This is a genomic window from Luteimonas changyuni (assembly GCF_039548395.1).
Lineage (GTDB): Bacteria > Pseudomonadota > Gammaproteobacteria > Xanthomonadales > Xanthomonadaceae > Luteimonas.
The window spans coordinates 23292-49860 of the sequence record NZ_JBCLUZ010000005.1 but is presented as its reverse complement, the minus strand read 5'-3'; the positions used below and the strand labels follow the sequence as shown (position 1 = coordinate 49860).

At 68.3% G+C, this 26569-nt stretch carries 29 protein-coding genes; 16 read left to right on the top strand and 13 right to left on the bottom strand.

All coding sequences use genetic code 11. The features are described from left to right. Window positions 1-21 precede the first annotated feature (21 nt). Window positions 22-615 carry a tRNA (pseudouridine(54)-N(1))-methyltransferase TrmY gene (trmY, locus tag WCD84_RS03440; protein ID WP_343280446.1) on the top strand — a complete coding sequence of 198 codons (594 nt, stop codon included), beginning with the start codon at window positions 22-24 and terminating at the stop codon, window positions 613-615. Window positions 616-769: 154 nt separating this feature from the next. Here the strand turns inward: trmY and WCD84_RS03435 are convergent, their stop codons facing one another. Together WCD84_RS03435 and WCD84_RS03430 are read right to left on the bottom strand one after the other, a co-directional pair. Then, window positions 770-1240, bottom strand: a complete 471-nt coding sequence (locus WCD84_RS03435) for a YehS family protein (protein ID WP_343280445.1) — start codon at window positions 1238-1240, stop codon at window positions 770-772. A gap of 54 nt (window positions 1241-1294) precedes the next feature. Then, window positions 1295-1996: a DUF5666 domain-containing protein gene (locus tag WCD84_RS03430; RefSeq protein WP_343280444.1), complete on the bottom strand. Its 702-nt coding sequence runs from the start codon at window positions 1994-1996 to the stop codon at window positions 1295-1297. A gap of 110 nt (window positions 1997-2106) precedes the next feature. Here WCD84_RS03430 and rlmF point away from each other — a divergent pair, with 110 nt between their 5' ends. Beyond that, window positions 2107-3090: a 23S rRNA (adenine(1618)-N(6))-methyltransferase RlmF gene (rlmF, locus tag WCD84_RS03425; RefSeq protein WP_343280443.1), complete on the top strand. Its 984-nt coding sequence runs from the start codon at window positions 2107-2109 to the stop codon at window positions 3088-3090. Window positions 3091-3107: 17 nt separating this feature from the next. Here rlmF and WCD84_RS03420 read toward each other — a convergent pair whose 3' ends face one another. Then, the gene (locus WCD84_RS03420; protein ID WP_343280442.1) at window positions 3108-3488 is read right to left on the bottom strand and encodes a YajD family HNH nuclease; all 381 of its coding nucleotides are present in this window, start codon (window positions 3486-3488) and stop codon (window positions 3108-3110) included. Between the two features lie 227 nt (window positions 3489-3715). Between WCD84_RS03420 and WCD84_RS03415 the strand changes: the two genes are divergently transcribed. Together WCD84_RS03415 and fabR are read left to right on the top strand one after the other, a co-directional pair. Then, window positions 3716-5263, top strand: a complete 1548-nt coding sequence (locus WCD84_RS03415) for a hypothetical protein (protein WP_343254142.1) — start codon at window positions 3716-3718, stop codon at window positions 5261-5263. 98 nt (window positions 5264-5361) lie between these two features. Further along, window positions 5362-6027 (top strand): HTH-type transcriptional repressor FabR, encoded by a 666-nt coding sequence (gene fabR / locus WCD84_RS03410; RefSeq protein ID WP_343280441.1) that lies wholly within the window; start codon window positions 5362-5364, stop codon window positions 6025-6027. Window positions 6028-6114: 87 nt separating this feature from the next. Here the strand turns inward: fabR and WCD84_RS03405 are convergent, their stop codons facing one another. Next, entirely contained in the window at window positions 6115-7542 is a 1428-nt protein-coding gene (locus WCD84_RS03405) for a hypothetical protein (RefSeq protein ID WP_343254140.1), read from the bottom strand. A 284-nt stretch (window positions 7543-7826) separates the two neighbouring features. Between WCD84_RS03405 and WCD84_RS03400 the strand changes: the two genes are divergently transcribed. Next, window positions 7827-9692, top strand: coding sequence for a glycerophosphodiester phosphodiesterase family protein (locus tag WCD84_RS03400; protein WP_343254139.1), 1866 nt, complete (start codon window positions 7827-7829; stop codon window positions 9690-9692). Window positions 9693-9788: 96 nt separating this feature from the next. Here the strand turns inward: WCD84_RS03400 and WCD84_RS03395 are convergent, their stop codons facing one another. The 4 genes from WCD84_RS03395 to WCD84_RS03380 all read right to left on the bottom strand — a co-directional run bounded on the left by WCD84_RS03395 (window position 9789) and on the right by WCD84_RS03380 (window position 13982). Beyond that, window positions 9789-10157, bottom strand: coding sequence for a hypothetical protein (locus tag WCD84_RS03395; RefSeq protein WP_343254138.1), 369 nt, complete (start codon window positions 10155-10157; stop codon window positions 9789-9791). A gap of 164 nt (window positions 10158-10321) precedes the next feature. After that, window positions 10322-11275, bottom strand: a complete 954-nt coding sequence (locus WCD84_RS03390) for a glutaminase (RefSeq protein WP_343280440.1) — start codon at window positions 11273-11275, stop codon at window positions 10322-10324. A gap of 25 nt (window positions 11276-11300) precedes the next feature. Continuing rightward, window positions 11301-12680: a hypothetical protein gene (locus WCD84_RS03385; protein WP_343280439.1), complete on the bottom strand. Its 1380-nt coding sequence runs from the start codon at window positions 12678-12680 to the stop codon at window positions 11301-11303. Between the two features lie 135 nt (window positions 12681-12815). Next, the gene (locus WCD84_RS03380) at window positions 12816-13982 is read right to left on the bottom strand and encodes a GGDEF domain-containing protein (protein WP_343280438.1); all 1167 of its coding nucleotides are present in this window, start codon (window positions 13980-13982) and stop codon (window positions 12816-12818) included. Window positions 13983-14193: 211 nt separating this feature from the next. Here WCD84_RS03380 and WCD84_RS03375 point away from each other — a divergent pair, with 211 nt between their 5' ends. Next, entirely contained in the window at window positions 14194-15228 is a 1035-nt protein-coding gene (locus WCD84_RS03375) for a GGDEF domain-containing protein (RefSeq protein ID WP_343280437.1), read from the top strand. 55 nt (window positions 15229-15283) lie between these two features. Here WCD84_RS03375 and WCD84_RS03370 read toward each other — a convergent pair whose 3' ends face one another. Together WCD84_RS03370 and WCD84_RS03365 are read right to left on the bottom strand one after the other, a co-directional pair. Further along, window positions 15284-15859 carry a lipocalin family protein gene (locus tag WCD84_RS03370; RefSeq protein ID WP_343254133.1) on the bottom strand — a complete coding sequence of 192 codons (576 nt, stop codon included), beginning with the start codon at window positions 15857-15859 and terminating at the stop codon, window positions 15284-15286. Between the two features lie 131 nt (window positions 15860-15990). After that, window positions 15991-16695, bottom strand: a complete 705-nt coding sequence (locus WCD84_RS03365; protein ID WP_343280436.1) for a class I SAM-dependent methyltransferase — start codon at window positions 16693-16695, stop codon at window positions 15991-15993. Between the two features lie 348 nt (window positions 16696-17043). On the opposite strand from WCD84_RS03365, the gene WCD84_RS03360 reads away from it, so the two are divergent. The 8 genes from WCD84_RS03360 to WCD84_RS03325 all read left to right on the top strand — a co-directional run bounded on the left by WCD84_RS03360 (window position 17044) and on the right by WCD84_RS03325 (window position 20470). Beyond that, window positions 17044-17604: a hypothetical protein gene (locus tag WCD84_RS03360; RefSeq protein ID WP_343280435.1), complete on the top strand. Its 561-nt coding sequence runs from the start codon at window positions 17044-17046 to the stop codon at window positions 17602-17604. 74 nt (window positions 17605-17678) lie between these two features. After that, a complete protein-coding gene (locus WCD84_RS03355; RefSeq protein ID WP_343280434.1) occupies window positions 17679-17975 on the top strand; it encodes an SIMPL domain-containing protein in 297 nt (98 codons plus the stop codon). Between the two features lie 181 nt (window positions 17976-18156). Beyond that, the gene (locus tag WCD84_RS03350) at window positions 18157-18552 is read left to right on the top strand and encodes a peptidoglycan recognition protein family protein (RefSeq protein ID WP_343280433.1); all 396 of its coding nucleotides are present in this window, start codon (window positions 18157-18159) and stop codon (window positions 18550-18552) included. Then, window positions 18506-18934, top strand: a complete 429-nt coding sequence (locus tag WCD84_RS03345; RefSeq protein ID WP_343280432.1) for a hypothetical protein — start codon at window positions 18506-18508, stop codon at window positions 18932-18934. The genes WCD84_RS03350 and WCD84_RS03345 overlap by 47 nt, the downstream gene beginning before the upstream one ends. Window positions 18935-19036: 102 nt before the next feature. Further along, the gene (locus WCD84_RS03340; protein ID WP_132985004.1) at window positions 19037-19315 is read left to right on the top strand and encodes a type II toxin-antitoxin system RelE/ParE family toxin; all 279 of its coding nucleotides are present in this window, start codon (window positions 19037-19039) and stop codon (window positions 19313-19315) included. 9 nt (window positions 19316-19324) lie between these two features. Further along, complete coding sequence (locus WCD84_RS03335) at window positions 19325-19624, top strand: HigA family addiction module antitoxin (protein WP_132985034.1); 300 nt, start codon at window positions 19325-19327, stop codon at window positions 19622-19624. Window positions 19625-19817: 193 nt separating this feature from the next. Further along, window positions 19818-20060, top strand: coding sequence for a hypothetical protein (locus WCD84_RS03330; RefSeq protein ID WP_343280431.1), 243 nt, complete (start codon window positions 19818-19820; stop codon window positions 20058-20060). Window positions 20061-20068: 8 nt separating this feature from the next. Continuing rightward, window positions 20069-20470 carry a hypothetical protein gene (locus WCD84_RS03325; RefSeq protein WP_343280430.1) on the top strand — a complete coding sequence of 134 codons (402 nt, stop codon included), beginning with the start codon at window positions 20069-20071 and terminating at the stop codon, window positions 20468-20470. A gap of 20 nt (window positions 20471-20490) precedes the next feature. Here the strand turns inward: WCD84_RS03325 and WCD84_RS03320 are convergent, their stop codons facing one another. Then, window positions 20491-21027, bottom strand: coding sequence for a hypothetical protein (locus WCD84_RS03320; RefSeq protein ID WP_343280429.1), 537 nt, complete (start codon window positions 21025-21027; stop codon window positions 20491-20493). 724 nt (window positions 21028-21751) lie between these two features. On the opposite strand from WCD84_RS03320, the gene WCD84_RS03315 reads away from it, so the two are divergent. Both WCD84_RS03315 and WCD84_RS03310 read left to right on the top strand, forming a co-directional pair. Continuing rightward, entirely contained in the window at window positions 21752-23320 is a 1569-nt protein-coding gene (locus WCD84_RS03315; protein WP_343280428.1) for an FG-GAP repeat domain-containing protein, read from the top strand. A 106-nt stretch (window positions 23321-23426) separates the two neighbouring features. Further along, window positions 23427-24581 (top strand): threonine aldolase family protein, encoded by a 1155-nt coding sequence (locus WCD84_RS03310; protein WP_343280427.1) that lies wholly within the window; start codon window positions 23427-23429, stop codon window positions 24579-24581. 315 nt (window positions 24582-24896) lie between these two features. Here WCD84_RS03310 and WCD84_RS03305 read toward each other — a convergent pair whose 3' ends face one another. Both WCD84_RS03305 and WCD84_RS03300 read right to left on the bottom strand, forming a co-directional pair. Beyond that, a complete protein-coding gene (locus tag WCD84_RS03305; protein WP_343280426.1) occupies window positions 24897-25397 on the bottom strand; it encodes a GFA family protein in 501 nt (166 codons plus the stop codon). A 75-nt stretch (window positions 25398-25472) separates the two neighbouring features. Then, complete coding sequence (locus WCD84_RS03300) at window positions 25473-26348, bottom strand: ABC transporter substrate-binding protein (protein WP_343280425.1); 876 nt, start codon at window positions 26346-26348, stop codon at window positions 25473-25475. Window positions 26349-26569 lie beyond the last annotated feature (221 nt).

Sequence of the window (26569 nt, the reverse complement as noted above, 5' to 3'; positions counted from 1 at the left end):
CCAACCACCCCCGGGCCACACATGCGGACATTCGTACTGAGGGCGCGCGCGGCGCCCACCGACAGCCAGGCACTGCTGGCCTCGGTCGGCCAGGCCGCGCACACCGAAATCCTGGCGCACACGCTGATGAACGCCATCTTCGTGGCGCAGTCGCACCGGCCCGACGTGGTCGTGTACCTGGTGCTGGAAAGCACGCAGGACTTCTCGCGCACCATCCGCTTCGATGCCAACGCCATGACCGGCATCGGCGGCTTCGACGAGCGTGCCCTGCTGGGCAAGGTCGCGGCCGCGCTGGATGCGTCCCGGGGCATGGGCAAGGAAGAAACCAGGCCGGTGGAGCCTGGCGTCAGCGTGCAGACGCTGAGCTTCGAGCGCCTGGTGCAGGCGCTGTCCGGCGACCACCAGCTCTACATCATGGACAGGAAGGGCGCACCGATCCGCGAGCAGGCCTTCGAGGGCAATCCCTGCTTCCTGCTCACCGACCACATCCCGATGCCGAAGAAGGCCCTGCCCGGCCTCGAGCGCATGGGCGCGAAGAAGATCACCCTGGGCCGCACCATGCTGTTCGCATCGCAGTGCGTCGTGCTGATCCACCACGAACTCGACCAGCGCTGACGCATCGAGCCACTGTAGGAGCAGCTATAGCTGCGACCGCCCCCTCCATCGCAGCGACCACCCTCCATCGCAGCGGCCGACCAGCTATCGCGGCTATAGCCGCTCCTACAAAGTCGGGCGGCGGGGCTGCTGGGGTTCCACCAGGGCGCCCGCCTCAGCCAGCGCGCACCCGCAGCGTCAGCCCCTTCAGGAAATTGCGCAGCAGCTGGTCGCCGCAGGCGCGGAAGTTCTTGTGCCCCGGCTGCCGGAACAGCGCCGACAGCTCCGGCTTGGACACCGGGAAGCCCGCATCGGCGAACACCTGGTGCATGTCGAGATCCTTCAGCTCGAAGGCCACCCGCAGCTTCTTCAGCACCACGTTGTTGCTGATGCGCTTCTCCACCGGCCGCGACGGCACGCTCTCGTCCCTGCCGCGCAGGTGCACGATCAGCCCGTCCAGGAAATGCGCCAGCACGGTGTCGCTGCAAACCAGGTGGCCGGGTTCGTCCTCTTTCAGCAGGAAGGCGCGCACATCATCCTTCTCGAGGACGAAGGCCGGATCGGCCAGCTGGGCGATCTCGACCACCCTGTTGTCGCTCAGGTCGAGCATGTAGCGGATGCTGCGCAGGACGTCGTTGTTGATCATGGAGTTGCCAGGCGGCCATATCGGCCCCCGATTCTACCGGTGCCGCCGGCCTGGCTACCGCCTGATCGAGCGCTCGACGATGACGCGTTCCGCCAGCCACTGATTATTGCCCACCCGCCGCGCCTCTACCCGCACCAGGTCGCCGCGCTCCAGGTCCTCCGGGCGATAGCGGCGGCCCTGGTATTCGACCGTGGTGCGGCCGTCGTAGGCCAACTGCACGCTGCTTCCGTACCCGCCGCCGTCAAGGCGGATCAGCCGCGACCGGGTGTCGACATGGGCGACCGGACCGCGCAGGTCATTGCCGTAATCGTTGCCGTAGCCATTGCCGTAATCGTTTCCGTAGCCGTCTCCGTATCCGCCCTCGCGGACGTTGCGCACGACCTCGATCGAACGCGCCCAGAGTTCGCGCCCGGACTCCGCCACATCGATCCGGATCACGTCGCCACGCTCCAGGCCTTCCACCGCGCTCTCGCGCCCCTGGTAGAACAGGCGCGTGCGCTGGTCGTAACGCACCTCCGCCTGCTGCATGCGGCCGCTGCGGGGGGCGTCGACAACCAGGAAGATGCGGTTGTAGCCCGGATCAACGCTGTCGACGGTGCCCTGCAGCTGGCTGCCGTACTGCGCGGGGTAGCCCTGGTCGGGTTGCCCGTAGCCGCCGGGATAGCCGCCATAGCCGCCCGGGCTGACGCAGCCGGCGAGCAGCAGCAGAACGCTGGTGGCGAGCACGATTGCGATGCCGCGGATCGTGTAGTGCATGGGATGCTCCCAAGGTCGTTGGAGAGGTCCATATGCCTCCCGCGCCCGTGAACGCAGAGTACATCGCGCCGCACGCCCACCCCGGGATCCGTTGTACCTTGGCCGCCTCCATGAAGCCCACGCCGCCCATCCACGCACGCCCCGCCAAGACGCAGGCACGCCCGCAGCTGCACCCGCGCAACCGGCATCAGGGCCACTACGATTTCGCGCGCCTGACGCAGGCCTGCCCTGCCCTCTCTTCGCATTTGTTGACCACGCCGCGCGGCGAGACCAGCATCGATTTCAGCGACCCCGCCGCGGTACGCGAACTCAACCGCGCCATCCTCCGCTGCGATTACGGCGTCGCCCACTGGGACCTGCCCCACGGCGCGCTTTGCCCGCCGATTCCCGGGCGCGCCGACTACCTGCACGGACTGGCCGACCTGCTCGCCGAATCCGGCGACGGCGCGATCCCGCGCGGAACGTCGATCCGCGTGCTGGACGTGGGCGTCGGCGCCAGCTGCATCTATCCGCTGCTGGGACATGCCGAGTACGGCTGGCGCTTTGTCGGCTCGGACATCGACGCCACGTCGCTGCAGGTCGCCGCGACCATCGTCCACGCGAACAGGCTCGACAAGGCGATCGCACTGCGCCACCAGCCGCGCCCCGGCAACGTGTTCCGCGGCGTAGTGCGCGAAGACGACCGCTTCGAGCTGACGATGTGCAATCCACCCTTCCACGCCTCCGCACGCGAGGCCGCAGGCGCCAACCAGCGCAAGCTGCGCGAGCTCGGCGCGGCGTCCGCACCTGCCCCGCGACCGACGCCGGCACCAGAGCAAGCGCAAGCGTCCAACTTTGGCGGCCACGCCCACGAACTGTGGTGCCGGGGTGGCGAACCGGAATTCCTGCGCCGGATGGTCCGCGAAAGCGCCGAAGTCCAGCACCAGGTGCGCTGGTTCAGCAGCCTCGTCGCCCGATCAGAGCACCTGCCTGCGCTGCGCAGGCAACTGCGCCAGGTGGAGGCCGTCGAAGTCCGCGAAGTGCCCATGGCCCAGGGCAGCAAGCGCAGCCGGTTCGTCGCCTGGACGTTCCAACATGGCGCCCCGGACACCTGACGGACAGCGCGCGCTTGCTAGCTGCCGGTCGGCGGCTGCTTCTGCAGCGGTAATTTCAGATCGGCGAACGGATTCGATTTGGCCGAGGCGGGAGCATCTTCCGCGTCCAGGGCACTGACCCCGGTGTGGTCGAGCTGGCGCGAGTGCTCGTTGTCGTGGCAGTACACGCACAAGAGCTCCCAGTTGCTGCCATCGGCCGGATTGTCCGAGTGGTTGTGGTTGCGGTGGTGGACCGTCAACTCCTGCAGGTTGGCGCGGGTGAACTCGCGCGCACAGCGCCCACAGATCCACGGGTAAATCTTCAAGGCACGCTCGCGGTAGCCCTTGTCGCGCTGCTCGGCGCTGCGACGGGCATCGGCGACGATGCGGTCGAGTCGAGCGTTGTCTGGGGTGGTCATGGTCGGATTCCCCTGTTGCCAAGACTGTGGCGATCCCGATCGCCTGCGGGAAGCATAGCCCTGGAACCGTGGCCCTGGCAGCCCGGGGCCTCCGCCCGCAGCAGGATCGGGATCGGTCGCGGCGCATGGCCCCCCCGGGTTTCCCCCAGGTCAGGGTCACCCCCAATGGCCGGCACCACTCCATGGCGCCGAAAATGAGGCACCGTCCACAGATTCCAGGGCCGCGCATGTCCATCTCCCCTGCTTCCGGCTTCATGCCCTCCGCCTTCCGCTACGAGTTCGAGATCGGCTCCGGCGGTGCCAGCCGCACCGGCGCATGCTCCAGCAACGATCCCCAGGTCCAGGAGGCGCTTGACCGCACGATCGCGGTGAGCAGCGGCGGCCCGGAGCCGGACAAGGCCGTCGCCTACCAGATCAGCCAGACGATGAACGACCCGTCGCTCACGCAGGAGCAGAAGGACGAGTACATCGCCGCCCTGATCGGCATGGCGAACGGGTCCGACGGCTGCGAGACCATCTCGGACGACCAGGCGGGATCCATCAACCGCGCCTTCAACGGGATCGGCACTGCCAACAACGGCGACAACGGACTGCGCCAGCAGGTGACGGACTCCATCGCCCGGGCTGTCGCCGATGGGCGCCTGGGCAGCGACGAGATCTACGGCCTGGTCAGGGAGCCCGGCGCTGCCGGTGCGCGTGAGCTGCTGACGGGCATCGACGACGGCAACCTTCTTTCAGACGTCTCCCTGCGCCTGGTCGATGATGCGCGCGGCGAAGGCTACGAAATCAACAAGTACGAAAGGGGTCCGGCACTGCTGACCGCGGCGGCCGACATCGCGAACATGGCGGCCGCGCATGGTGACAGCCGCGCCGCCGACGCCGTGCTCACCGAGATCGACCGGGTCATGACGGCGGGGCCCGTGGCCGGCGACATGACCCTGGTGCAGGCGATGATGGCCACCAGCCTGGACGGCCAGGCCAACCTGTCCGGCCGCGACGGCTTCAGCGCCCTGGCCGCCCTGCTCAACTCCAGCAGCACCACCGCGGGCAACCAGGAAGCCCAGGACCGCCTGTTCGCCGCGCTCGTGCGCTCGGGCGACGACGCCTATGTCGGTGGGATCGACCAGCACGGCGAGCGCGCGGCGGCACTGGACGACATAGGCGAATATTTCGAGGACAACTTCTCCCGCCTGGCGGAAACCGACTGGCGCAAGGACAACACCGGCGATTTCCACCATGGCCTGGTCAAGGATTTCATGCGCCACGTGCTGCTTGATTCCCAATACGGTCGCGTTGACCAGACCAACGAGGTGATGGCGGAGGCGATGCACGAACTGGCGGTGGAGATCGGCAATACCGACTTGTCGTCGGAAGCGCGCGAGAACGCCGCCAGCACGCTGGGCACGATCATGGGGTCACTGCAGTGGGCCACCGCCGACTTCATCGCCAACGCCCAGGGCAGCGCCGCTGCCAAGACCGAATTCATCCGCTTCTTCACCGACAAGCTCACCGACAAGCTGATCAGCAGGGGCGCGGAAGGCCTGCCGCAGGGCGATGTCCGCAGCACGGGCACGCAGGCAGCGAAGAACTTCGTGGACCAGATCTGGGGCGAGATCACCGACTGGATGGCATCTGGCGAGCTTGCGCGCGGCGACGAGGTGACCGGCGGCACGCTCGACCTCAGCCGCATCTTCCGCAACGCCATGTCCGACGGTGACGCCTCGCTGCTCAACGCGTTCGATCTGCGGGTGGAGCTGTACTACGACCCGGATTGATGTCTGCCCCGGGGCGATAGCGCCGCACCCACCGCATGCGCGCCACGCGGCGGTTTGAGCGATGATGGCGGCACTTCGCCCGAGTTGCCGTCTGCGCCGTGCCCTCTTCCAACGCACTCAACCGTCGCGGCCTTGGCCGCAGGCCCTCGATCACCCGCGAGGACCTGATCGCGGCGGCGCTTGCGCTTCTTGGTCCCAACCGCAGCGTGTCCACCCTGGGCCTGCGCGAGGTCACCCGCGAGGCGGGCATCTCGCCCAATAGCTTCTATCGGCATTTCCGCGACATCGACGAGCTGGCGGTCACCCTCATCGACCGCGCGGGCAGTTCACTGCGCACCGTCATCGGCCAGGCGCGCCGCCGCGCAAGCAGCGGCCGCGGCGTGGTGCGCAGCTCGGTGGAGGCATTCTTCGACCGGCTGCGCGCCGACGACAAATTCCTGCACCTGCTGCTGCGGGAAGGCCTGGCCGGTTCGGATGCCTACAAGCAGGCGGTGGACGCGCAGCTCAGGTTCTTCGAGGAAGAACTGCAGGTGGACCTGGTCCGCCTTGCGGAGGCCACCGGCATCCCGCTGCATGCGCCCGAGCTGGTGGCGCGCGCGATCACGCGCCTGGTGTTCGCCGTCGGCGCCAGCGCGATGGACCTCCCGCCCGGGCATGACCGGCAGCAGATCGACGAACTGACCACGATGGTCAAGATGATCGTCGTGGGCGCGCGCGGGATGCACGCCAGCGCCGGCACCGGCGCCGCCGCGACCGTCGCCTGACCCCAAGGACAAACGGCGCCGGACTTCCGTCCAGCGCCGTCGCCCTGCACTCTCCCCCGGCACTTTCGACCGGTGGCCCCTCGCCCGTTACTGCGCGCTGCAGGTCGGCGCGTACGTCCAGCCCAGCCAATCGTTGCAGCGGCCGGAGTTGGCGGAATAGGCCTGTCCACGCACCGCCCTGACCTGGACCGACGAATCGTCGTGGCAGTTGTGGCGCCCGCCCATCGCGACCGCCCAGTAGCCCGTGGAGCAGGTGTGCCCGCCTGCGTCGGACCGGCGCGAAGGCACGCGGTAGTAGGTCAGGCGCGGCCCGGTGAACGTGCACTTGTGTGTCATCGGGCTCGACGCCGCACAGGTGCCGTGGTTGCAGTAGCTGGTCCAGCCCTGGTGGGTTTTCACGCTGGAGGTCGCGCTGTTGTAGCGCCACTTGCCCACCCGCGTGCCGGAGTGCTCGGCGATGACAACAAAGGGTTTGCGCCACACCTGGATGTAGGTCTGGTAGCGGCCGCCGGCCGCGCGCGTGACGTCCCTGTCTGCTGTCGCCTCGTCACGCACGGGCAGCAGATGCGTGGCCAGGCCCTGCGCCAGGCGCTGCATTGAAGCCTGCTCGTCATCCTGGCTGAGCGCCGTGCCTTCGCTCCTGGCGCCGTAGGCCAGCGCATTCAAGGCCGATGCCGCGCGGCCGAAGTCCGCGGCCAGCGCATGGTGCTCGCGGCGATTGTCGAGCTCCATGGCCTCCGACCAGCCCTGGGGAATCGAATCGCCGCCCAGCTCGGTCGCCATGACATAGCCATCGCCCGCCTTCACCATCGAATAGGTATCGAAGCGACCCATGCGGCCCTCGGCGTCGGGTTCGTCGGCGACGAACTGCTGCGAAGCCCGCAGCTCGATGCCGTTGCCGAGGTTTGCCACCAGTTCGCCGTTCTTCTGCCGGTCAAGGCCAACATCCCTGGCCGACTGCAGATAGAAGTCGGACACCTGCGCGGCATCGGGCGCGGCGTATGTCATGACGTCCACGTTTGCGCGCAGCGGGTAGCCCGACGCGCCGGCCGCCTGTCTGGCCAACGCCGCCAACGCGGACTTCTCGGCCGACAACGAGGCGTGCAGGTTGGACGCCCCCAGGGCATCGCCCAGCCCGGACAGCAGCTGTGTATAGGCGGAACCGTCCTTTGCCGTGAACTCGCCGGCCTGCGGCGCCCAGTGCTTCGCATACGGCTCGCCGCCCAGCGCCAGGGTACGTGCTTCGGCGTCGATGACGCGAACGCTCAATGCGCCGGGCGCACCGGTCTTCTCGTCCAGTGCCCTGCGCGCTTCGAAATACAGTTCGGTGCCGTTGACGTTGTAGACGCCAACCAGGCCCAGCTCCGGATCCGCCAGGAAGAACTTGACGTTCCCCTCCGAAGGTCCAGTGTTGACGCTGCCGGCTTTGCCGACGTTGCCGGCAACGGCGGAGCCGGCCAGGGCCATGCCCGTGGCCAGCGTGATGCAGATTGCGATCCTGCCAATACGATTCATGTCTGTTTCCCCAGAGTGTGTTGTTGGACCACTGGAACGCGGACAACCAAGCAGCAACTCGACCCGAGCTTCCCGACACATGACCCCGGACTGACGTCCCCCAAGGGATTTCCGGACAGCTCCTGAACGACTGTACACAAAATGCACAGTTGTGCATTTTGCATTGCAGCAGACGTCGAAAGCCGCTCCCGGTCCGGCGCCTGCCAGGACGGGCGCGTGGTGAACCGCTGCCGCTGCACCGCCTCCAGCCTGTCTACACTCGTGGAATGGGGAAGGAACCGGGCATGCATCGGAGCGGGGCGGATAGCGGCGGCGCGGGCGCGTCGACTGCATCTGAAGACAGCCTGCTGCTGCGCGGCATCCTGGTCCATGACATCCGCCGCGACCTGCGGCGCCACCTGCGTCCGATGCTGGCCTGGTACCTGCTGTTCACTGCCTTCGCGACCGTGGCAGCCGCGCCGCTGACCACCTGGTCACTGGCCGCGCTCCTGCACTGGATCGAACGGCCGCTCGCCGGCGACTTCGACGGCGTGCGCGACAACCTGCTGGCGCTCAGCTGGCTCATGCTGGCGGGCGCGCTCAGCTGGTACGTGGTCATGCTTCAGCAGGCCGGCATGCTGCTGGTCTCGGCAAGCCACGGCTGTCGCTACCGCACGGCCGCGGCGGCACTGGTCGGCATGCTGCGGCGCGCGGGTCCGCTCGCGGTGCTCGCGGCCTGCCAGGTCTTCGCCCATGCGCTGCTGGCCGTCCCCTGGCTTGCGATCGGCGTCGTGCTCTACCGGCTGCTGCTTGGCAGCTACGATCCCTATTTCGTGGTGACGGCGCGCCCGCCCGCGCTGTGGTGGTTCCTCGGCGGCTTCCTGCCCGTGCTTGCAATCGGCCTGCTGCTGCACGCGGCGCTCTACTTCCGATGGCTGCTCGCCACCCCGGCACTGGTGCTGGAAGGCCTGTCGCCGGTGGCCGCCCTGCTCCGCAGCCGCAGGCTCACCCGTGGCCGGCACCTGCGCATCGCGATGCTGGTGGTGGGCGTGGCGCTCACCGTCGCGGCCATGCCGCTGATCGTGACCGAGCTCTATGGCCGGGCGGCCACCCCGCTGCTGGACTGGATCCCGGAGCATCGCCTGCTGGTCAGTGCCGGAATGGTGGCCTACCTCACGCTCTACGCCGCCACCGTGCTGGGCGTGCTGCTGCTCGGCACCACCTTGAACACGCTGCTGGTGCGCGCGCTGTTCCATCGCCTGGGCGGTGCGCGCGGCGCCCGCGCGGTTCCCGCCACTCCACCCCGTCCAGCCCGGCTCGTGTGGGGCGCCGAAATGGCGTTCCTGGTCGTGGCGCTGGTGCAGGCGACGATCGCCGTGACGAGCATGAACCTGCGCAGGGATGTCTCGGTGACAGCGCATCGCGGCGCGGCCCTGATTGCGCCGGAGAACACGCTCGCGGCCTTCCGGGCGGCCATCGATGCCGGGGCGGACGCGATCGAACTCGACGTCCGGCTGAGCGCCGACGGCGCCGTGGTCGTGTTCCACGACAGAGACTTCCAGCGTATCGCCGGTGACCCACGTGCGGTGGGGGACACGCCGCTGTCGGCCATGCGCGACATCGACGTTGGCAGCTGGTTCGATCCGGCATTCGCAGGCGAGCGCATTGCAACGCTCGGCGAGGCCCTCGCCTTCATCGACCGGCGCGCGCTTGCCCTGGTCGAGCTCAAGCCCGACGCAGCCAACGCGCAGGCCCTGCTCGACGCCACCCTGTGTGAGCTCCGGCGCGGCGGCCACGAAGACGTGGTCATGCTCGCATCGCTGTCACCGGACCTTGTTCGCGCTGCGCGCGCCGCGGCCCCGCGGGCGCGGCTGGCCCTGCTCACGAATGCCGCGCTGCCGGGCACGGCGCGGCGGACCGACTTCGACATGCTGGGTCTCAACCATCTGCAGATCGACATCGAGGCCGTGGCAAACGCGCGGCGCCGCGGCTACCTGTTGCAGGCCTGGACCGTCAACGACCCGGTGCGCATGGCGCGCTACATGGACCTCGGCGTCGACGACATCAGCACCGATGCGCCGGCCGAGGCGGTGAGGCTGCGCGCGGAGCGCGCGGCGCTGACGGATTTCGAACTGCTGCTCGTGCGCCTGCACAGCTGGTTCCGGCGCTGACAGCGGAAACGCACTTTTTCCGCAGTGGCATGCGCCTTCGCACTTCGGCGCCGTGAACGCCACACGCCAAGGTAGCGACCATTGCGTCGAAGCCGATCAGAGACAGAAGTGACAGAGGGTCACGGTCTCGTCCGCGCTGAACCCCGGATAGTGGATTCCCATCTGGGCGAACAGTCCCTGCGGAGTGCGGCAGGCGGGATCGTGCTCGAATCGCAGCGCGTCTTCGCCGATATCGCGGAACACCTTCAGCTCGGTCTCCAGCGCAACCGGCGGCGAGAGGCGGCCATCCTCGAGCCGCAGCCGGGCAGCAGGTACGCCATGCCAGCGCGTTCCCCGGCGCACCGTGGTGTTGCGCCCTTCCAGAAAAACGGCATGGGCGAATTCGAGGATCGGGAAAGACTCCCGGTCACTCAACGCCAGCCGCTCCGGAGCGAGCGCACCGCTGCGATACGCCAGCTCGACCATCTCTTCGAAGAAGGTAGCCGTGCAGGATGACCGCCAGCCCGCCCGCCACGACGTAGTCCAGCTGGGCCTCGTTGAGTGCGGCGAAGATCTGGCGGACGTTGAAGGCCATGCCGGGCAGTTTAGCGTCAGCCGGCCAGGGCAACGCAACTCCAGGCCACAGGCGTTCAGAACATCGACAGTCCTGTCATTCGCGTGAAGCGATGCAGCGCATAGCGGCCCAGCAGCGAATTGCCCTTCTCGTCCAGGCCCGGCGACCACACGCACAGGCCCATCACCCGCGGCACCACGGCGACGATGCCGCCGCCGACCCCACTTTTCGCGGGCAGGCCGACATAGAAGGCGAAGTCGCCGGCGGCGTCGTACGTACCCGCCGTCATCATCACCGAATTGATGCGCGTGGCGCCCTCGGACGTGGTCACCTGCTCGCCCGATGCCCCGCAGCGCCCGCCATCGGCCAGGAACTGCACGCTGCGGGCCAGGTCCACGCAGTCCATGCACAGGGAGCACTGCAGGTAGTAGAAAGCCAGCACGTCCTCCACGCTGTTGTGCAGGTTGTCGTAGCTGCGGATGAAGTTGGCCATGGCCACGTTGCGATAGCCGCTTTCGCGCTCCGACTTCGCCACCACCTCATCGGTGCCGACCTCCGGATTGCCCGAGCGCGCGCGCATGAACGCAAGCAGCGTGGCTTCCGCTTCCGGATAGCCGGACAGCACCACGTCCGCAGTAACCAGGGCACCGGCATTCATGAACGGATTGCGCGGGATTCCTTTCTCCAGCTCGAGCTGGATCAGTGAATTGAACGAGTCGCCCGAAGGTTCACGATCAACCCGCGTCCACAGCTGGTCGCCGGCCGCTTGCAGCGCCAGCGTGAGCGTATGCACCTTGGACACGCTCTGGATCGAGAAGCGCTCGCGCGAATCCCCCACCTCGTGGACCCTGCCATCCAGCAACGCCAGCGCCATGCCGAAGCGGTCCTTTGGCACCTCGGCCAGCGGCGCGATGTAGTCCGCCACCTCGCCCTCGCCGAAGCGCTTGCGCACCTCTTCGTTGATCGTGCCGAGGATGTCGTCCAGGTCCAGGCGACCGAGCTCGTCGGGATTCGGTGGAAGCTTGCGCATGCGGCGTCCGGTGGCTGTGGGCCGACTAATGTACGGCAATCCGCCAGGCCGTTCGCGGCGTGGACAGGCGTGTCCCGAGTCCGCTGAAGACCACCGCCCCGCTGTCGGCATCCCATTCGAAGGGGGCCTGGTCGTAGGGACTGCGTAGCGACGCGTCGCGCACGGCGGCCGCCATATCGTCGCGCTGCGTGCCGGCGCCGCGCAGGGTCGCGGCCAGCAGCAGGGCGCGCCGTTCGCCTTCGAGATCGGCTGTCCGCGCGATGTAGTTCACATAGCCCGGCGGCTCCATGGACACCAGCGCGCTGCCGGCCAGGTTGTAAGGACGCAGCCGCGGCAGCGACTTGTCATGCTGCCCGGGCAGCCCATCCAGCGCCTGGGCGACGTCCGGGTACGGCAGCTCGGACATCGCGCCCAGCTCCACCAGGCGCGCGGCGAACAGGTTGAGCGTTGCCTGCTCCTGGAACAGGGGGCGCTGCAAGCGCTCGGCCAGCCCCCGGGCCGAACCGGCCTGCGCTTCGGGCGCCATGACCATGCGCAGCGAGGCAGCGATGACCTGCCACTCTCCGCCAAGGACGCGCGCAAGGGAGCGCTCGGCCAGGGTCAGCGGCTGTCGCCAGGACGGCGGCACGGCGGCGTTGGCAAGCTCCTGCGGAAGCTCGCACAGGGCCAGGTTGCCGAACGCGAAATTGCGCCTTGCCGCAGCCACCGCGACCATCTTCGAAATCAACAGGTCGGACGACGCCAGCACCTCGCGCCAGAACACAAGATCCTGCTCCAGTAGATCCCGCACCGCCGCGGGATCCCGCGCCTGCGCAGATTGCCACGCGGCGAGCAGGTGCAGCTTCTGGCCCTCCAGGGCGTGCAGGTAGTCGGCCAGCGGCGCGTTGGCATCGCCAGGAGTCGCCTCCCGCCAGGCCACGGTGGCGAGCATGCGGCGGTACCGGTCCAGCAACCACTGCTCCGACGCCAGCCAATGCGCCAGCGCGCCCGGATCGGCGTCCAGTGCCTTCGCGCATGCCCGGTCGTCCTCGCGGCATTCTGCAGCCAAGGCGACGACCCCCGGGCTGCGGGCGGCCCGGTAGTCCGCATTGCTTCCGGGCAGCGACGGATTCCCGTCCGCGGCCGATGTTGAAACGAAGGTTTCGATGTATGCATTGCGGGCGCCGCCCAGTGCCACCGGATCCACGTCCGCCCCGGCGGCCATGCCCAGCGCATGGATGTAGCCGTTGGCGGCATCGGCCAGCAGCGGGCGATCACGCGTCATGGCGACCAGCTGCCCGGCGTCTGCCGACGGCGGCTGGTCGTGCCGGTTGATGCCAAGCAGTGCCAGGTACGCGATCACGGGCAGCGCCACCAGCGCCGCCACCGCCCACGCAATCGACTGCATCATGCCTCTCGCTTTCATTGGCTGCTCCCTTGTGCCGCGCCCATGTCCATGACGCCGTCCGATCGCCATTGGTGACCCGCGGCTTGTATTTCTGTCCGGGGGTAACAGGAAAGGGGCTGCCTGGTCCTGCCTGTTGCGACGCGCCGTCCGGCGCTAGCCCGTGCCGGCGACCCGGGTCTGGTCGCGTCCCTCGCGCTTGGCCCTGTACAGGGCCGCATCGGCCCCGGCGACCGCCTGCGCGAGGTCGATCCCGTCCGGCCATGCTGCCACGCCGATGCTGGTGGTGACCCACAGCCGCGATTCGTCGAAGGCGAACGGCCTGTCGGCCACTGCCGCCCGCAGGCGCTCGGCCGCCGCGCCGGCCTGCGCCAGGCCCGAGGCATCCAGCAGCACCAGGAACTCCTCGCCGCCCCAGCGCGCCAGCGGTGTACCGGCGCGCAGCGTGCCAGCCAGGCGGCTGGATATCGCACGCAGCACCTCGTCGCCGCGCTCGTGGCCGTGGGTGTCGTTGATCGGCTTGAAATGGTCGACATCCAGCAGCAGCACCACCGGCCGGCGTCCGCACGCGAGCACGTCGGCCTGCCAGGCCGGCGCGCGTTGGAGCAGCGCGCGGCGCGTCATCAGGCGGGTGAGTTCGTCGGTATCGGCGTACCTGCGCAGCCGGTGGTACAGCCGCGCATTGGCAAGGTTGAAAACCAGCACGCCGACCAGCAGCGGCAGAAGCGCGTAAAGCACGGCGTAACCGGCCAGGAACGGCGGTTCGACGTACAGCAGGCTGCGGTGTTCGGGTCCGTCGTGGCGCAGCGCCGCGTACAACGCGAACATCCAGGTGCCGGCATAGGCCAGCAGCGTCACCGCCACCGCGGCCTCGGCCGCATTGCGCGGCGCCACCAGCGCCCGGCGCACTGTCCAGGCGATTCCAAGCGACACCCCCAGGCACAGCACATGGAAGGTGAGCGCGAAGCTGCGCGGCCCCGCCGTCCAGGCCAGCAGCAGCGCCGCGCACGGCGCGGCGACCTCCAGCAGCAGGCGCGGCATGCGGGTCGGCCGCGCGCCGACCAGCTGGCGCAGCGCGCGGTAGATCACCGCCGTGCCGACCACCGCCGCCAGTGCGAGCGTGAGGATGGGCCAGCGCAATGCGGGACTGGACAGTCCGTTGTTCACCAGGCCCGCCCCGAGCAGGCCAAAGCCCAGCGCGCAGCGCGACAGCGCACCGCGGTGCAGGTATTCGCCCTGTTCCGCGACCAGCATCATCAGCGCGGCAGCCCAGGCGCCGAATCCGCCGATGACGTAGCTGAACAGCATGTCGTTTACTTGCATGGTCCCCGGGTCCAAGGCGGCAGGGGCGTCGAACGCAGCGCCTGCCCGCAGGCCGGGGAAGTACCATGCAACAACCGTGCCAGCCGGCGCGACGCCGTGACCGACCGGCCTTGACGCTGTCTCCCGGACCGTCATCTAACCTCGGCAGCCGGCAGTCCGGAGACCGGCGAAAGCCACGACCGGCGCCCCGCTCCGGAGACCACGCACTGCGATGACGAAACCCCACATGTGGAAGGAAAGGATCAAGGCCGACTTCCACCTCGGCATCGTCCTGCTGTTCAGCACCATCACCATCCTGGCGGTGGTTCCGTTCTCGACCCGTCGTTTCCTGGTGGACGAGCCCGTGGCCGGCACGCTGGGGCTGCTCATCATGGCCTGCATCGCATCGGGCGCGGCCCATGCCTGGCGCACCGGCCGCACGCGTGGCGCCTCGAACTTCATCGCGGCAACGTACTGCCTTTTTTGCGTGGGCATCGTGGACGTGGTGCAGCAGCCGGCGGCCGTGCTGTGGGTGTTCCCGGTGCTGGTGGCCAATTTCCTGCTTGTCAGCCGCGTGCACGCCCTGATGCTGTCCTCGGCCGTGATCGCAGGCGTGCTGATCGGCGACGGCGACCTGGCCACCGGGGTCGACCAGCTGACCTTCCTCGCGACCGCGCTGATGGTCAGCCTGTTCTCGTTCGTGTTCGCCTCGCGCACCGAGGTCCAGCGCGCACAGCTCGAAGCCGCCGCCCTGCGCGATCCCCTGACCGGCGCCGGCAACCGCCGCGGGCTCGATGCCGAACTCGACATCGCCATGGCCGCAAGCATCCGCAGCGGCGAACCGCTCGGCTTCCTGGTCTTCGACATCGACCTGTTCAAGCGGGTAAACGACAGCTTCGGCCACGAGGCCGGCGACCAGGTCCTGCGCGCGACCGCGGCGCTGGTGCAGGCCAGGACGCGCACGCAGGACCGGTTCTACCGCCTTGGCGGCGAGGAGTTCGGGCTGCTGCTCCCCGGCGCCGGCCCCGAATCGCTCCGCGAGGTCGCTGAAAAGCTGCGCCAGGCGGTGGAATGCGAGGTGCAGTGCGGCGGGATCCCGGTCACCATTTCGCTTGGCGCAGCGCCCTTTCGCCCCGGCGAAACCGCCGCCGAGTGGCTGTCGCGCGCCGACGCCGCGATGTACGAGGCAAAGCGCAGCGGCCGCAACCGCACGGTGATGGCCGCGACGGCGCCGCTGCGGGCTCGTGCCGATGCCGGCCAGCGCTGAAGCACACCGTTCGCACCGCCCGCTCCACTGCCCCAGCTCCGGCAGGAGTCCGTGCTCACCGCTCTCCGGACTGCGGCGTCGTCAGCACCCGGTCCACCGGGTAGCCCATCGCGCGCGCCTGCGCGAGCAGGTCTTCGAGGACCGCCGGGTCCAACCGGGGCGAACGCGAGAGGATCCACAGGTAGTCCGCCTTCGGCGCGCCGACCATCGCCCACTGGTAGTCGGCCTCATCCAGCGCGATCACCCAGTAGTCGCCCCACACCGCGGGCAGCCACGACAGCCAGGCCGGCGCGAAGCGGACCTCGAGCGTGGACGTGCGGCCATCGACCATGCGCGCGATGCCCTCGGCCTCCTGCAGACCGCCGTCCTCGCGGCGGCAGCGATTGACCACGGCCACGGTCCCGTCGGCGTTGAGCTCATAGTTGGCGGTGGTGTCCGAGGCGCACTTGCGCTGGAAGTACATCGGCAGGCGCGCCTGCTCGTACCACGTGCCCGCGTAGCGTTCGAGGTCGACGCTGGCGACCGGCACGTTGGGCAGCGTGCCTGGACCGGGCGCGTCGGGCCGCGCCGGCGCACCGCCGGTGCAGGCAACGAGGGTGGCGGCCAACAGCAGGAAAGGAACCTTGCGCATGGGCGATGTCCGTGATGGAAGAGGCGGCATCGTACGGCCAGCGACATGACGACAGCATCGGCGACGGGGCCGAGGGCGCCGAGGGCGCCGGCAGGACCATCCGGGCGAGGACGGCGCCCCGCAAGCAGCCGTCAGGCGACCCCGCTGCGCTGCGAGACCCAGGCATGGATCAATCCGGCCTGGAAGAACCGGACCGGCGTGTCGAAGCCGCCGGACGCGATGATCGATTCCACCTCGGCCGGAGGCAGGACCGCCACGTCCCGGGTGTAGGCGACGCGCGCGCGTTCGATGGCCTCAGCCGGCACCTCGGCGGCGGACATCATCCGCAGCCAGGCCGGCAGCAGCACCCCGTACGCGGGCGAGGCCACATCGGAGGCGAGGTCCGAACTCGCCAGCAGGCCGCCGGCGCGCAGGCGTGCGGCGATGTCGGCGAAGAAGCGCACGCGCTGCACGCGGTCGACAAGGAACTGCGAGACCAGGAAACAGGTGGCGGCGTCGTAGTGCGCCCCGGCCGGCAGCGAGTCGACGAAGCCTTCGTGGAAGTGGCAGCGATCGGCGAACCCTTCCGCTTCGGCGCGCGCACGGCAGGCCTCGAGCATCCGCCCTGAGGGTTCCAGCGCGGTGAAGGTCCACGTCGGGAACGCCTGCGCCAGATGCGCCATTTCCACGCCCGTGCCCGCGCCCACGCACAGCACCCGCGCATCGGCAGGCAGCCCGGCGAGCAGTGGATCGAGCAGGAAGTAGAGGCAGTCGCGGATGGCGGCGGTGCGCGACCACTGCTGGTCGTACCCCGGTGCCATCTGGTCGAACAGTTCAACGATCTGGCTGGCATCCATGCGGGCGATGTTAACCGCACGCGAACTACAGTCGGAACCGATTTGGGGTTGGGCCGGGTGGGTGCGAATCTCCTGCGGGGCGCAGCATCCTCACCACCTCCATGAGGTCGATCCACGCCTGGATCGGATCGGCCGGCGCCGGCATGCGCTGCACACCGCCTTCGCCCACCAGGACCACGCGGTCGGTCAAGCAGGCTGGCCATGGGGGCATCGTAGCGCAGGCTGCATGGCCGATCCCATGGCCGGGATCGCCGATCCGGAGCGCCCTTGCCTCGCGTGCGACGTCGCGCGTTGCCGGACGCCGCGGGGTTTCGCGTTAAGGTCTGCTCACGCACCCGGGAGAACATCATGGAAGGATCCGCCGCTGCCTGCCTGGCCGCCCTGTTCGGCGTGGCCCTGGCCACCACAGCCTGCGCGCCTTCGGCCGACGAGGCCGCGACCGCCACCGCACCCACCGCGCCGTCCAACGCCACCAACGCGAAGGACAGCGCTGCCCGCCCAACCGCCCTGACCGACGCCAACCTCGACGCCTACGGCCGCGCACTCGCCAAGCAGGCCGAGATCATCCGTCGCCCCGGTCGCGGCACCCACTACGGCGTGACCCTAAGCATCCACGACCTCGATGGTGAAACCGGCGAAGTGCTGGAAGCCGCCGGCATGACGGTCGACGAGTACCGCGCCGTGGAGCAGCAGGTCGAACCGGTGTTCACCATCCTCAACTTCAAGGGCGAGATCGGCCCGCCGCGCTCGATCGACCTGGAGGCCGCGCCGGAGTGGAAGGCGAAGCTGGAAGGCGATCCCTTCGCCACCCTGCCGCCCGAATCGGCCGCCGCGCTCCGCCGCAGCATGGACACGCTGGTGCCGCTCTGGAGCGACGTGATCGGACTGACGGCGCAGCACGGGCGCTGACAACGCTGCACTGGGCCGCGCACGTCTCCTGCACACTTCTCGCATTCAACAACACCAGCCACCGCCATGCGCACATGGATGATCACCGCAGCTTCAAGTCCAGCCAGGAAGCCCGCCTGCGCGAAGACGCGCGGGCGCAGGCGGTGGCGGATGCCCGCGAGAAGGCGGGCGGCCTGGCCGCGGCCTTCGGCGGCCGACTCGGGCCGGTGTACAGCATCAACAGCCTGAATTCGATGCAGGCGGATGGCTACGGAAACACGACGCTGGATCGCATCCAGGTGACGGGCTCGCGCATGGACAGTGGGCGGTACCTCCAGCCGAGGATCGATTTCACCGAGCGGGTTTCGGCGGTGTTTGAAATCGTGCGGTAAGCCGGCGTCCCTGGTGCTGGCGAAGCGACCCTCGCAGCGCAGAGCCTCGGAGCATGCATTGAACTTCAATCCGGGAAGTCCCTACGCGGATTCGCGACCATGGCGAGGTTTCCGGACGCCAGAACAGACTAGGCTCGGCATTGCCCCAGGGGGCCATTGCACCAAGCGTTGATGCCCCCTCGTGGACGACCGGCGCGAACTCGATGCCGCACGCAATGGCCAGACTGAATGGCGTGGCCCCGCCGTGCGCGCCGTCAGCCGGATCGAAACCAGCCGGCCATACCCGGAACGCTATCCGGGCAACGCCGACAGCATCGGCATCGAAGTGGTCGGCCGCTATCACCCGGCGACGCAGCGCTGGGACGACCCGACGCCCGAACAGGCCGCCGCAATCAACCGCCTGATGGAATCCCTGCAGCGCAACTTTGGACTGACCGACGAGGATGTTTACGAACATGACGCCATTTCACGCAAGACACCCGGCGAAGGCGCCGGCCTTTACGCACCTGCCGCGCCTGGCGTTGTTCCTGATGCTGGCGATGCTGGTCGCGTGCCAGCCGCAGGCCCGCAACGATAGCGCCAACCCCCGCGCGCCCGACTCCCTGACAGACGTCAACGTGCTGGAAATTTCACCGGCCCGCTACCAATCCACAGACGCTTCCCGGGCATCCCAGGCCGAAGCGGACGCATGTGGTGCCTGGTCGCTCGACCATCATCAGGCAGAGGCCTTCTTTGGCCTGAGCGAGCAGCTTCCCGAAGGCCGGCTCCACGACTTCCACTGGCTGCCGTGCTCGATCAACGGCCGCCTGCAGGCCGAAGGCCGCGAGTGGACATTCGAGATCAACGGCGCGGGCACCAGCACCTGGCGCTCCGGTGAGGATGTCCGCCTGCTGGGGTGCTCGCGCAGCGCGTGCGAGCCACTGGTGATCCTCATGCCGGAAATCGTCTCCGAAAACTGAGCGGCGGCGGCGTCAAGACCAACTACCGGCTCTGCCAACCCATCTGCCGGTCGAATGACCCGCAACTTGAAATGTTACGCCAAACGTAATACGGTGCACGTAATGATCCAGTCCTTCCGCTGCCGGCACACGCAAGCGTTGTTCGCCGGGCGAAGCCCACGGCCGTTCCGCGCGATCCGCGAAGCGGCCGAGCGCAAGCTTCAGTTGCTGGACGCCGCGCAGACGCTTGACTTCCTGCGCAGCCCTCCGGGCAACCGTCTGGAAGCCCTGAGGGGAGATCGTGCCGGCCAGCACAGCATTCGCATCAACGACCAGTGGCGCGTGTGCTTTGTCTGGACAGGAACCGGTCCCACCGACGTCGAGATCGTCGATTACCACTGAGGTGCTGTCATGACCCGTCCCATCAATGCCATGCGTGCCATCCATCCCGGCGAGATCCTGCGCGAGGAGTTCCTGGCACCGCTGGGCCTGAGCGCCAATGCCCTGGCCATCGCCTTGGGCGTGCCGGCCACGCGCATCCACGAGATCGTCAACGAGCGCCGCAGCATCACCGCGGACACCGCCGCGCGCCTGGCGCGCCACTTCGGCGGCGATGCCGCCTCGTGGCTGGCACTGCAGAATGTCTACGACCTGAAAACGCTTGCCACGCTGGCCGAGATCGAGCGCACGGTGCGTCCGCGCGCGGCGTAGCCGGCGTAACACTGTGCCAAGCAGCACTTCCGAACCGATGGGCAGCACGTACTCGCTGGATGTCCGCACGCGCCAGCGCTAATGCGGCCTGCGTCGGCAAAGCCGCTGCTTCGCATATAGTTTTGAGGGGCGCCAGACGGCGCGAAGCATCAAGTTCCATCTCACTGACTGCGAGCCCGACATGCGCCCATGGATGATTGCCGCCCTCCTCCCCCTGCTGTCCGCCACCGCGCTGGCCGGCACCCCGCTCCCCAACGCCTCGCACGTTATCGTCCAGGGCGGAAACAGCCTTAACTCGATGCAGTCACACGGCTACGGCAACACCAGGCGGGCCACCATCGAGGTCACCGGCTCGCGCATGGACAGCGGGCGGTACCTGCAGCCCAGGATCGACTTCACCGAGCGGGTGTCGGCGGTGTTCGAGATCACGCGGTGAATCGACGGGTGCGCGACGAGCCGAGCATCGGCTCGGTCGACATGAGTGACATCGAGTTCCGCAGGCGGCGCCCCAGGTCGCAACCGGAAGACGCACACCCGTACGCGGGCCTGTGGTGGCGCATCGCACTTGGCATTTTCGTCGGCCTGCTGGCGCACAGCATCGTGACCGGCCTGTACGTGCGCTGGGAAATCTACAAAGGTCTCCAGGCTATCGGCGTGGAGTTCGACAAGTTCGAGAAAGAGATGAAGGACACGCTGGCAGCGCCACCTCCGGCGCGCCCGGCTACACCGCGCCGGCCACACCAGCGCACGCTCCGGCCGTTGGCTACCGGCGAACGCTGCGTCGATGGCAAGCGGTTCCGCGAAGTCCCGAATGGATGGGTGCAGCTGGACGAGCGTTGCCGCTGAAGTTGCGCGGGGCGACGATTTCAATCCTCAGCATCTCGATCCATCTTCCAGACCGCGCCATGCTCGATGCCCCAGATGGTGCCAGCAGGCGGCGTCATCACGAGCATCGGCTTACCGGCCCACAGGCTCCAGTGGACATGCGCTTCGGTGGGCACCGGATCCAGCAGGTGCGTGATCATGAGCGCACCAGGCTCTGGCCCCGTGGGAAGGCTGATGCAGGATCGCGTGAACGCGCGTTGCGATGTGACCGCCCCGCCCCGCACCTCCATCCGATACGTTCCGCCCACCGGCACCTCGTTGTCGCGCTTGGTGCCCGGCAGCAGATAGACGACCCAGTGCTCGATGGTATCGGGTGCTGAGGGAAGCACCACAGTGTTGTAATCCTTTGAACACGGCTCGAACGGCGCCGCCATCGCCGCATCGCGCGCAGCGACCGCGCCCGCCTCGTAGGGGCTGAGCGGCTCGGGAGCGTCGAACGCCGCAATGGGTCCCGGTTCGCCCGATGTGGACACCAGCACCCGGTACAGCGCGGCCGGCGTTTCGTCGACGAAGGTCACCGCGATGCCGTCGGCCCGCGCCTCGGTTACCCAACCCCTGACGCGACGGTCGCGCCTGGACTTGCGCTGTGCCATGAGGGCGTCGGTCGCCACTGCCGCTGCCCGGTCGTGCTCGAAAATTTCGCGACCAGTGCGTTCGGCGAACGCAATCGCGATGGCTTCCTCTTCCGGCGGGAGCGCCTGCGGCGGTGAGCAGCACCGCCCAGTGCGGCCCGAGGAAGTGCCTCATCAGATAACGCAGCGCGGCGGTGTCGCGCATGACCTCCTGCAGCGCGATCACGTCGAAGCAGCGGATCACTTCGGCAATGAGGGCCAGCGCCCGCAGGTTGCGCTTGGGGCTACCGGGGTTCTCCGACCAATCGGGATGGAAGCCACTGAACTTCTGGATGTTCCAAGTGCCAACGATGACGTTGGCATCGGTGCGGCGCGGCGGCAGCCCGGCCTGGGCGATGCGGCGGCGCAGGCGGACGATGTCTTCGGTGGTGGCGACGGAATACTGGGCATGGTCCATGGCCGACTCCCGTGCCTGCGGCGCTTCTGTCGGACAACGACGTCAGGTGGAGGGCACGGCCATTGCCGCACCCGCCGCATGTGAAGCCGGAGTCGCGTCAAGGCCTGAGCGGCGCCTGCGCGAATGCTTATACGGGTAAGCTACCGTGGCCGCGCGGGGAGCCGGTGGCCGACGCCGCGCGTCGGCATCGCATTGATGACAGGGGAATCCAGAATGTACAAGCAGATGGCAAGCGCCATGATCTTGTCGTGCGTGTGCGCGACCGCCATGGCCGATCATGGATTCGAACTGGTCTCCGCGATCGCTCCCGCGGCGATCGACGCCCAGGCGGTGGCGGTGGGCGACGTGACCGGTGACGGCCTCGACGACGTGATCGTGCTCGGCGGCGGCGAGTCCCACTTCCGGAACCGCGTCATCCTCTACGCCCAGACCGCGACCGGATTCGCGCCGCCTGTCGCGATCGACTACCACCCCGAGCCGACCGACTACTACGCCAGGGGCACCGGCCTTGCACTGGCCGATCTCGACGGCGACGACGACCTCGACATCCTCGTGCCTTACGGCGACTACCCGAGCGGCGAGTTGGCCGTGCTCCGCAATGACGGCGGCGCGTTCACGGTGGACGCATTTTTCACGACCGAGGTGCTGCGCGAAATGAGGTTCACCGATGTCAACGGTGATGGCCATGTGGACCTGGTGGGCAACGACAACTACGGCGGCATCGCCGTTCTTCATGGCGACGGCGAAGCCGGGTTCGGCCAGACTACCTGGCATGGATACAGCGCCTACCCTTCGATGTTCCAACTGACCGATATCGATGGCGACGGCAGGGAGGACCTCGTTTACCACGCCTGGGACGTGATCCAGGTCCGCCGCAACGAGGGCACGGGCTTTGCAGAGTCGCCCCGCACGCTGGCCGGGGCCAGCTTCGAAGACAGGTTTGCGGTGGCCGACTTCAGGGACAACGGCCGCATCGACATCGCACACGCCAAAGGCTCCTGGCCGACGTACTCGGTCTTCCTCCACCTGCAGGGCAGCGACGGCACGTACCGCTTGAAGCAGCCCCTTGGTGGCGGGAGACTGGTCACCGTCAACGAAGTGCTGGCCACTGACCTGAATGGCGATGGCCGCCAGGACCTGCTGGTCTTCACCCGGAGCTTCGACAGCGCACTGGTCGTCCGACTCGGGCGTCCGGGCGGTGGATTTTCTCCCGCAGTCGCACACGAGCTGGGCGACACCGCGAGCTACGCCCTTGGCGACGTCAACGGCGATGGCCACAAGGACATCGTGCTGCGCGAGGCCAATGGAAGCGTTTCCTACAGGGCCGGCCGCAACTCGTCGCTGGGGACCGACCTTGCGGTATTCACCGGCCTCAACGCAGGTGCGGCGGCGGTACGCGTGGAAAACCGCGGCACCTTGCAGGCCGGGGCCTACACGTTGACCTTCCGTCTCGAACCTCGCCTGGGGTCGGTCAGTGGTGGCACCCTCCCGGGCGACTGCACGTCCCAGGCTTGGAACGGCTACCTTGCGATCACCTGCCAGATGCCGGCGCTCGCACCTGGCGCGCACCACGAGCGCCAGTTTCCCTTCGTTCTCACCACGTCGGGCGCGCAGACCATGGTCACGGGCACCGCGCGCGTGCTCTACGACTGGCCGGAGCTCCGCGCGGACAACAACGTTGCGAGTAAGCGGGTGCTGATCGAAACGCCAGTCGCTCCGACAACGCGGCAGCCCAAGACGCGTATCCCAAGGCCCGGACTGCCGCCAGCCGCGCATAGGTGACCACGTCGCGCGAAACCACGGGAACGTGGCCCGTGAGGTGGCCGCGGCGTTGGTTACGCTTCAAGGGAGGCGTCGCTGCCGCCACGCCCTACCCTGAGGACTACACATGGATCGTCGCCGCTTCCTTGGCGTGAGTGGAGCTGCCGCCGCGGCGCCGATGTTGTCCGCACTGGGCACACCCGCCACGGCAAACGCCACCGCGAAATTGTTCAAGCACGTGAACTTTGCGTCCGACGGGCTTGGGCTCAGCCCCGCCGAGTACGCAACACTGCTCGGCGAGGTCGTGGCGCAGGACGGCTTCGAACCCGACTACTACTCACAGGGCGGCGTCATCCGCGACCTGGAGCGCAAGTTCGCCCGGCTGCTCGGCAAGGACGACGCGATCTACCTGCCCACCGGAACGCTGGCGAACCACCTCGCGGTGCGCAAGCTCGCCGGGGACGATCGTCGCGTGCTCGTGCAGGCGGAAAGCCACCTGTACAACGACAGCGGCGATTGCGCGCAGACCCTGAGCGGGCTGAACCTCGTGCCCCTGGCCGAAGGAGGCAGCACCCTTCCCATCGAGGACGTGGAGCACTGGCTGGCGCGCTCCGACACCGGCCGGGTCGAGACCCGCGTCGGCGTGATCGCGATCGAGTCGCCGGTGCGGCGGCGCCATCACGAAATGGCCGACTTCGATGAACTCACGCGCGTCAGCAGCCTTGCCCGCGAACGCGGGGTCCGCCTGCACCTGGACGGCGCGCGGATGTTCAACCTGCCGCTCCACTCGGGCAGGAGCCTGCACGAGTACAGCGCGCTGTTCGACACCGTGTACGTCTCGCTGTGGAAGCACTTCAACGCCGGGTCCGGCGCGATCCTCGCCGGGGATGCGGGCTTCATCGAGGGCCTGTACCACCAGCGGCGCATGTTTGGCGGCGCCCTGCCCCATGCCTGGCCGGCGGCCGCGGTGGCGTTGCGGTACGTCGACGGCTACCTGGAGGACTACGCGAAGTCCTGGCAGGTCGCTGACCGGTTGATCGCGCTGCTGCAGGAGGACCGCCGGTTCGCGTTCGAGAAGCTGCCGCAGGGCACCAGCCGCTTCTTCATGACCGTGACCGGAGTGGGGGCTGACCTGTTTCGCGACCGCCTCGCGCGCCAGGGCGTCGTGCTGTCGCATGGCCATCCGGACAGCGGCAGGTTCGCGATGCAGGTCAATCCGACGTTGCTGCGGGTATCGGCGGACAGCTTGGCTGGAACGCTCATCGAAGCAGCGGCGGGTTGATCTCGATCCGCGCAGATAGCCGTGCAGGATGACCGCCAGTCCGCCCACAACAACATCATCGACCCGTGCGTCATGGAGCGCGGCAAAGATCTGGCGGACGTCGAGGGCCATGCCTGGAAGCCGAGCCGGGCCGGGCTGACATCCGGCCAACAACCGCGCGCGTGGTCAGGCGTCGCTTCCATCGGACACGGAAAGCGCCATGAAGATCGTGACCGGCGCGAGCTGCCAGGGGCAAACGCCGCCGTGACCGCTCAAGGCGCGCTCACCCTCGCCGCTCCAGGTAGCGCGCCGCATCCTCCTCGTACAGATCGCCTCTCACACCGGCCTGATCTCGTCCAATCGGCCGTGGCGCCGATGCCAGTCCTCCAGGGATTCATCGGGAAAGCCGTCGAGGTGCACGTCACCCGGCCCGACGGGCACCTCCACCCAGTTCGCCTTCGACTGCAGCAGCATGTGCACGCGTTCCGTGGCACGTGGCAACGGAGTGTCGATGGCGGATGCATGCGGGTGCACCAGCTCCGGCCACTGTGGATCGAACAGCCACAGCGCGCTGCCGCAGAGCGTGCAGAAGTGCCGGCGCGCCGAGCTGACGCGGCAGCCGCCGGCGTCGTCATCGATCCGGGCCCGGTAGACGCCGACGTGCTCGCGGCCCTCGACCTCGAGCGTGTCGGCGCGCGCGCCGAGGTTCACCGCACAACCACCGCCTCCAGCGGTCTTGCGGCAGATCGAGCAATAGCAATGCAGGAACGGCGCCGGCGCGTACGCCTGGCAATGGAAGCGGACCTTGCCGCAGTGGCAGGAGCCTTCGAGGTCCATGACGGGCACTCCGGAACCGGGTCCGTCGACGCTAGTGCGACGTGCGTTCCAGCCCCGTGAGGCCGATGTCTTGGCTCAGCTGTACAACGCCGCGTACGCTGCCTCGTCCACTTGGCTCAGCCCCAGCCGGTCGAACTGCGCCCACATGCCGTGCCAGCGCGCGGCATCGCGCTGTACGGGGCTGACCAGCCGCGGGCAGGTGTCGGCGATGATCGCGTCCATCAGCGCCGAAGGCTGCGTGGCGCTGTAGCGGTACCACAGCGCCGCGGCCTGCGCCGGGTCGTCGCGGCACAGGCGCGCGCCCTGCCCGATCAGCCGGGTCACGGTGTCCACGACCGCCGGGTGCTCGGCCAGGAAGCCCTGCGAGGTGAAGAGCTCGAGCGCCGAGAAGTTGTGCAGGCCGACGTCGCCGGTGGTGATGAAGTGCGTGTCCATGCCCGCCAACCGCGCCTCGACGCCCTCGAAGTTGGCGAAGCACAGCCACGCGCCGTCGAAGCCCGCGCGCAGGTTGTCCAAGTGTTCGAAGCCGGCGCCTTCAATCTCGACCTGGGCATGATCGAACGCCGCACCCTGGCCCGTGCACCAGCGCGCGAGGATGTCCCGGGCGATCGTATCGGTGACACCACCGGCAACCGGCGATGCCAGCCGCACCGTGCCGCCATCCAGCAAGCGCCGGCCCGCGGCCCGCTGCAGCAGGATGCCGCCGTCGGTCTCGAAGAAGCAGCCCAGCGCCTTCAGCCCCGGGCGATGCGCGTCGATCATGTGCAAGGGCTCGTTGCACGCGAAGGCGACTTCGCCGCTGACGGTGGCGGCCAGGCCGTCGTAGTGGTCGTCGGGCACCAGCAGCTCGAGCTCGAGCCCAGTCTCGCGGTACCAGCCCAGATCGATGCCGGCGATCAGCGGCAGGTGATCGGGATTGAGGAACCATTCGAGGGAGAGCTGCAGTTTCATGGCCGGCCGGATGCGCGAAGGGGGCGACAGGGTAGCCGATGCGCGTCACCTTGACTGGCGTACCTGCGCCGACCAGACTTTGTCCACCGTAACGCCGTGCGTCGATGCCACCGGGAGGAATCCTCCCGGTATCCAGTCCGTCCACGTCGATCCTTGAGCCGTCCACAGCAGCGGTCACCTGGTTGCAGCGGGAGCCAATCGCTGCGCCGCGGCGGTGGCAC

Excerpts from the sequence above, each read along its gene's own strand:
- trmY (WP_343280446.1), top strand. The coding sequence starts at position 22 with ATGCGGACATTCGTACTGAGGGCGCGCGCGGCGCCCACCGACAGCCAG.
- WCD84_RS03435 (WP_343280445.1), bottom strand. The coding sequence starts at position 1,240 with ATGATCAACAACGACGTCCTGCGCAGCATCCGCTACATGCTCGACCTG.
- WCD84_RS03430 (WP_343280444.1), bottom strand. The coding sequence starts at position 1,996 with ATGCACTACACGATCCGCGGCATCGCAATCGTGCTCGCCACCAGCGTT.
- rlmF (WP_343280443.1), top strand. The coding sequence starts at position 2,107 with ATGAAGCCCACGCCGCCCATCCACGCACGCCCCGCCAAGACGCAGGCA.
- WCD84_RS03420 (WP_343280442.1), bottom strand. The coding sequence starts at position 3,488 with ATGACCACCCCAGACAACGCTCGACTCGACCGCATCGTCGCCGATGCC.
- WCD84_RS03415 (WP_343254142.1), top strand. The coding sequence starts at position 3,716 with ATGTCCATCTCCCCTGCTTCCGGCTTCATGCCCTCCGCCTTCCGCTAC.
- WCD84_RS03405 (WP_343254140.1), bottom strand. The coding sequence starts at position 7,542 with ATGAATCGTATTGGCAGGATCGCAATCTGCATCACGCTGGCCACGGGC.
- WCD84_RS03400 (WP_343254139.1), top strand. The coding sequence starts at position 7,827 with ATGCATCGGAGCGGGGCGGATAGCGGCGGCGCGGGCGCGTCGACTGCA.
- WCD84_RS03395 (WP_343254138.1), bottom strand. The coding sequence starts at position 10,157 with ATGGTCGAGCTGGCGTATCGCAGCGGTGCGCTCGCTCCGGAGCGGCTG.
- WCD84_RS03390 (WP_343280440.1), bottom strand. The coding sequence starts at position 11,275 with ATGCGCAAGCTTCCACCGAATCCCGACGAGCTCGGTCGCCTGGACCTG.
- WCD84_RS03385 (WP_343280439.1), bottom strand. The coding sequence starts at position 12,680 with ATGAAAGCGAGAGGCATGATGCAGTCGATTGCGTGGGCGGTGGCGGCG.
- WCD84_RS03380 (WP_343280438.1), bottom strand. The coding sequence starts at position 13,982 with ATGCAAGTAAACGACATGCTGTTCAGCTACGTCATCGGCGGATTCGGC.
- WCD84_RS03375 (WP_343280437.1), top strand. The coding sequence starts at position 14,194 with ATGACGAAACCCCACATGTGGAAGGAAAGGATCAAGGCCGACTTCCAC.
- WCD84_RS03370 (WP_343254133.1), bottom strand. The coding sequence starts at position 15,859 with ATGCGCAAGGTTCCTTTCCTGCTGTTGGCCGCCACCCTCGTTGCCTGC.
- WCD84_RS03365 (WP_343280436.1), bottom strand. The coding sequence starts at position 16,695 with ATGGATGCCAGCCAGATCGTTGAACTGTTCGACCAGATGGCACCGGGG.
- WCD84_RS03360 (WP_343280435.1), top strand. The coding sequence starts at position 17,044 with ATGGAAGGATCCGCCGCTGCCTGCCTGGCCGCCCTGTTCGGCGTGGCC.
- WCD84_RS03355 (WP_343280434.1), top strand. The coding sequence starts at position 17,679 with ATGGATGATCACCGCAGCTTCAAGTCCAGCCAGGAAGCCCGCCTGCGC.
- WCD84_RS03345 (WP_343280432.1), top strand. The coding sequence starts at position 18,506 with ATGCTGGCGATGCTGGTCGCGTGCCAGCCGCAGGCCCGCAACGATAGC.
- WCD84_RS03340 (WP_132985004.1), top strand. The coding sequence starts at position 19,037 with ATGATCCAGTCCTTCCGCTGCCGGCACACGCAAGCGTTGTTCGCCGGG.
- WCD84_RS03335 (WP_132985034.1), top strand. The coding sequence starts at position 19,325 with ATGACCCGTCCCATCAATGCCATGCGTGCCATCCATCCCGGCGAGATC.
- WCD84_RS03330 (WP_343280431.1), top strand. The coding sequence starts at position 19,818 with ATGATTGCCGCCCTCCTCCCCCTGCTGTCCGCCACCGCGCTGGCCGGC.
- WCD84_RS03315 (WP_343280428.1), top strand. The coding sequence starts at position 21,752 with ATGTACAAGCAGATGGCAAGCGCCATGATCTTGTCGTGCGTGTGCGCG.
- WCD84_RS03310 (WP_343280427.1), top strand. The coding sequence starts at position 23,427 with ATGGATCGTCGCCGCTTCCTTGGCGTGAGTGGAGCTGCCGCCGCGGCG.
- WCD84_RS03305 (WP_343280426.1), bottom strand. The coding sequence starts at position 25,397 with ATGGACCTCGAAGGCTCCTGCCACTGCGGCAAGGTCCGCTTCCATTGC.
- WCD84_RS03300 (WP_343280425.1), bottom strand. The coding sequence starts at position 26,348 with ATGAAACTGCAGCTCTCCCTCGAATGGTTCCTCAATCCCGATCACCTG.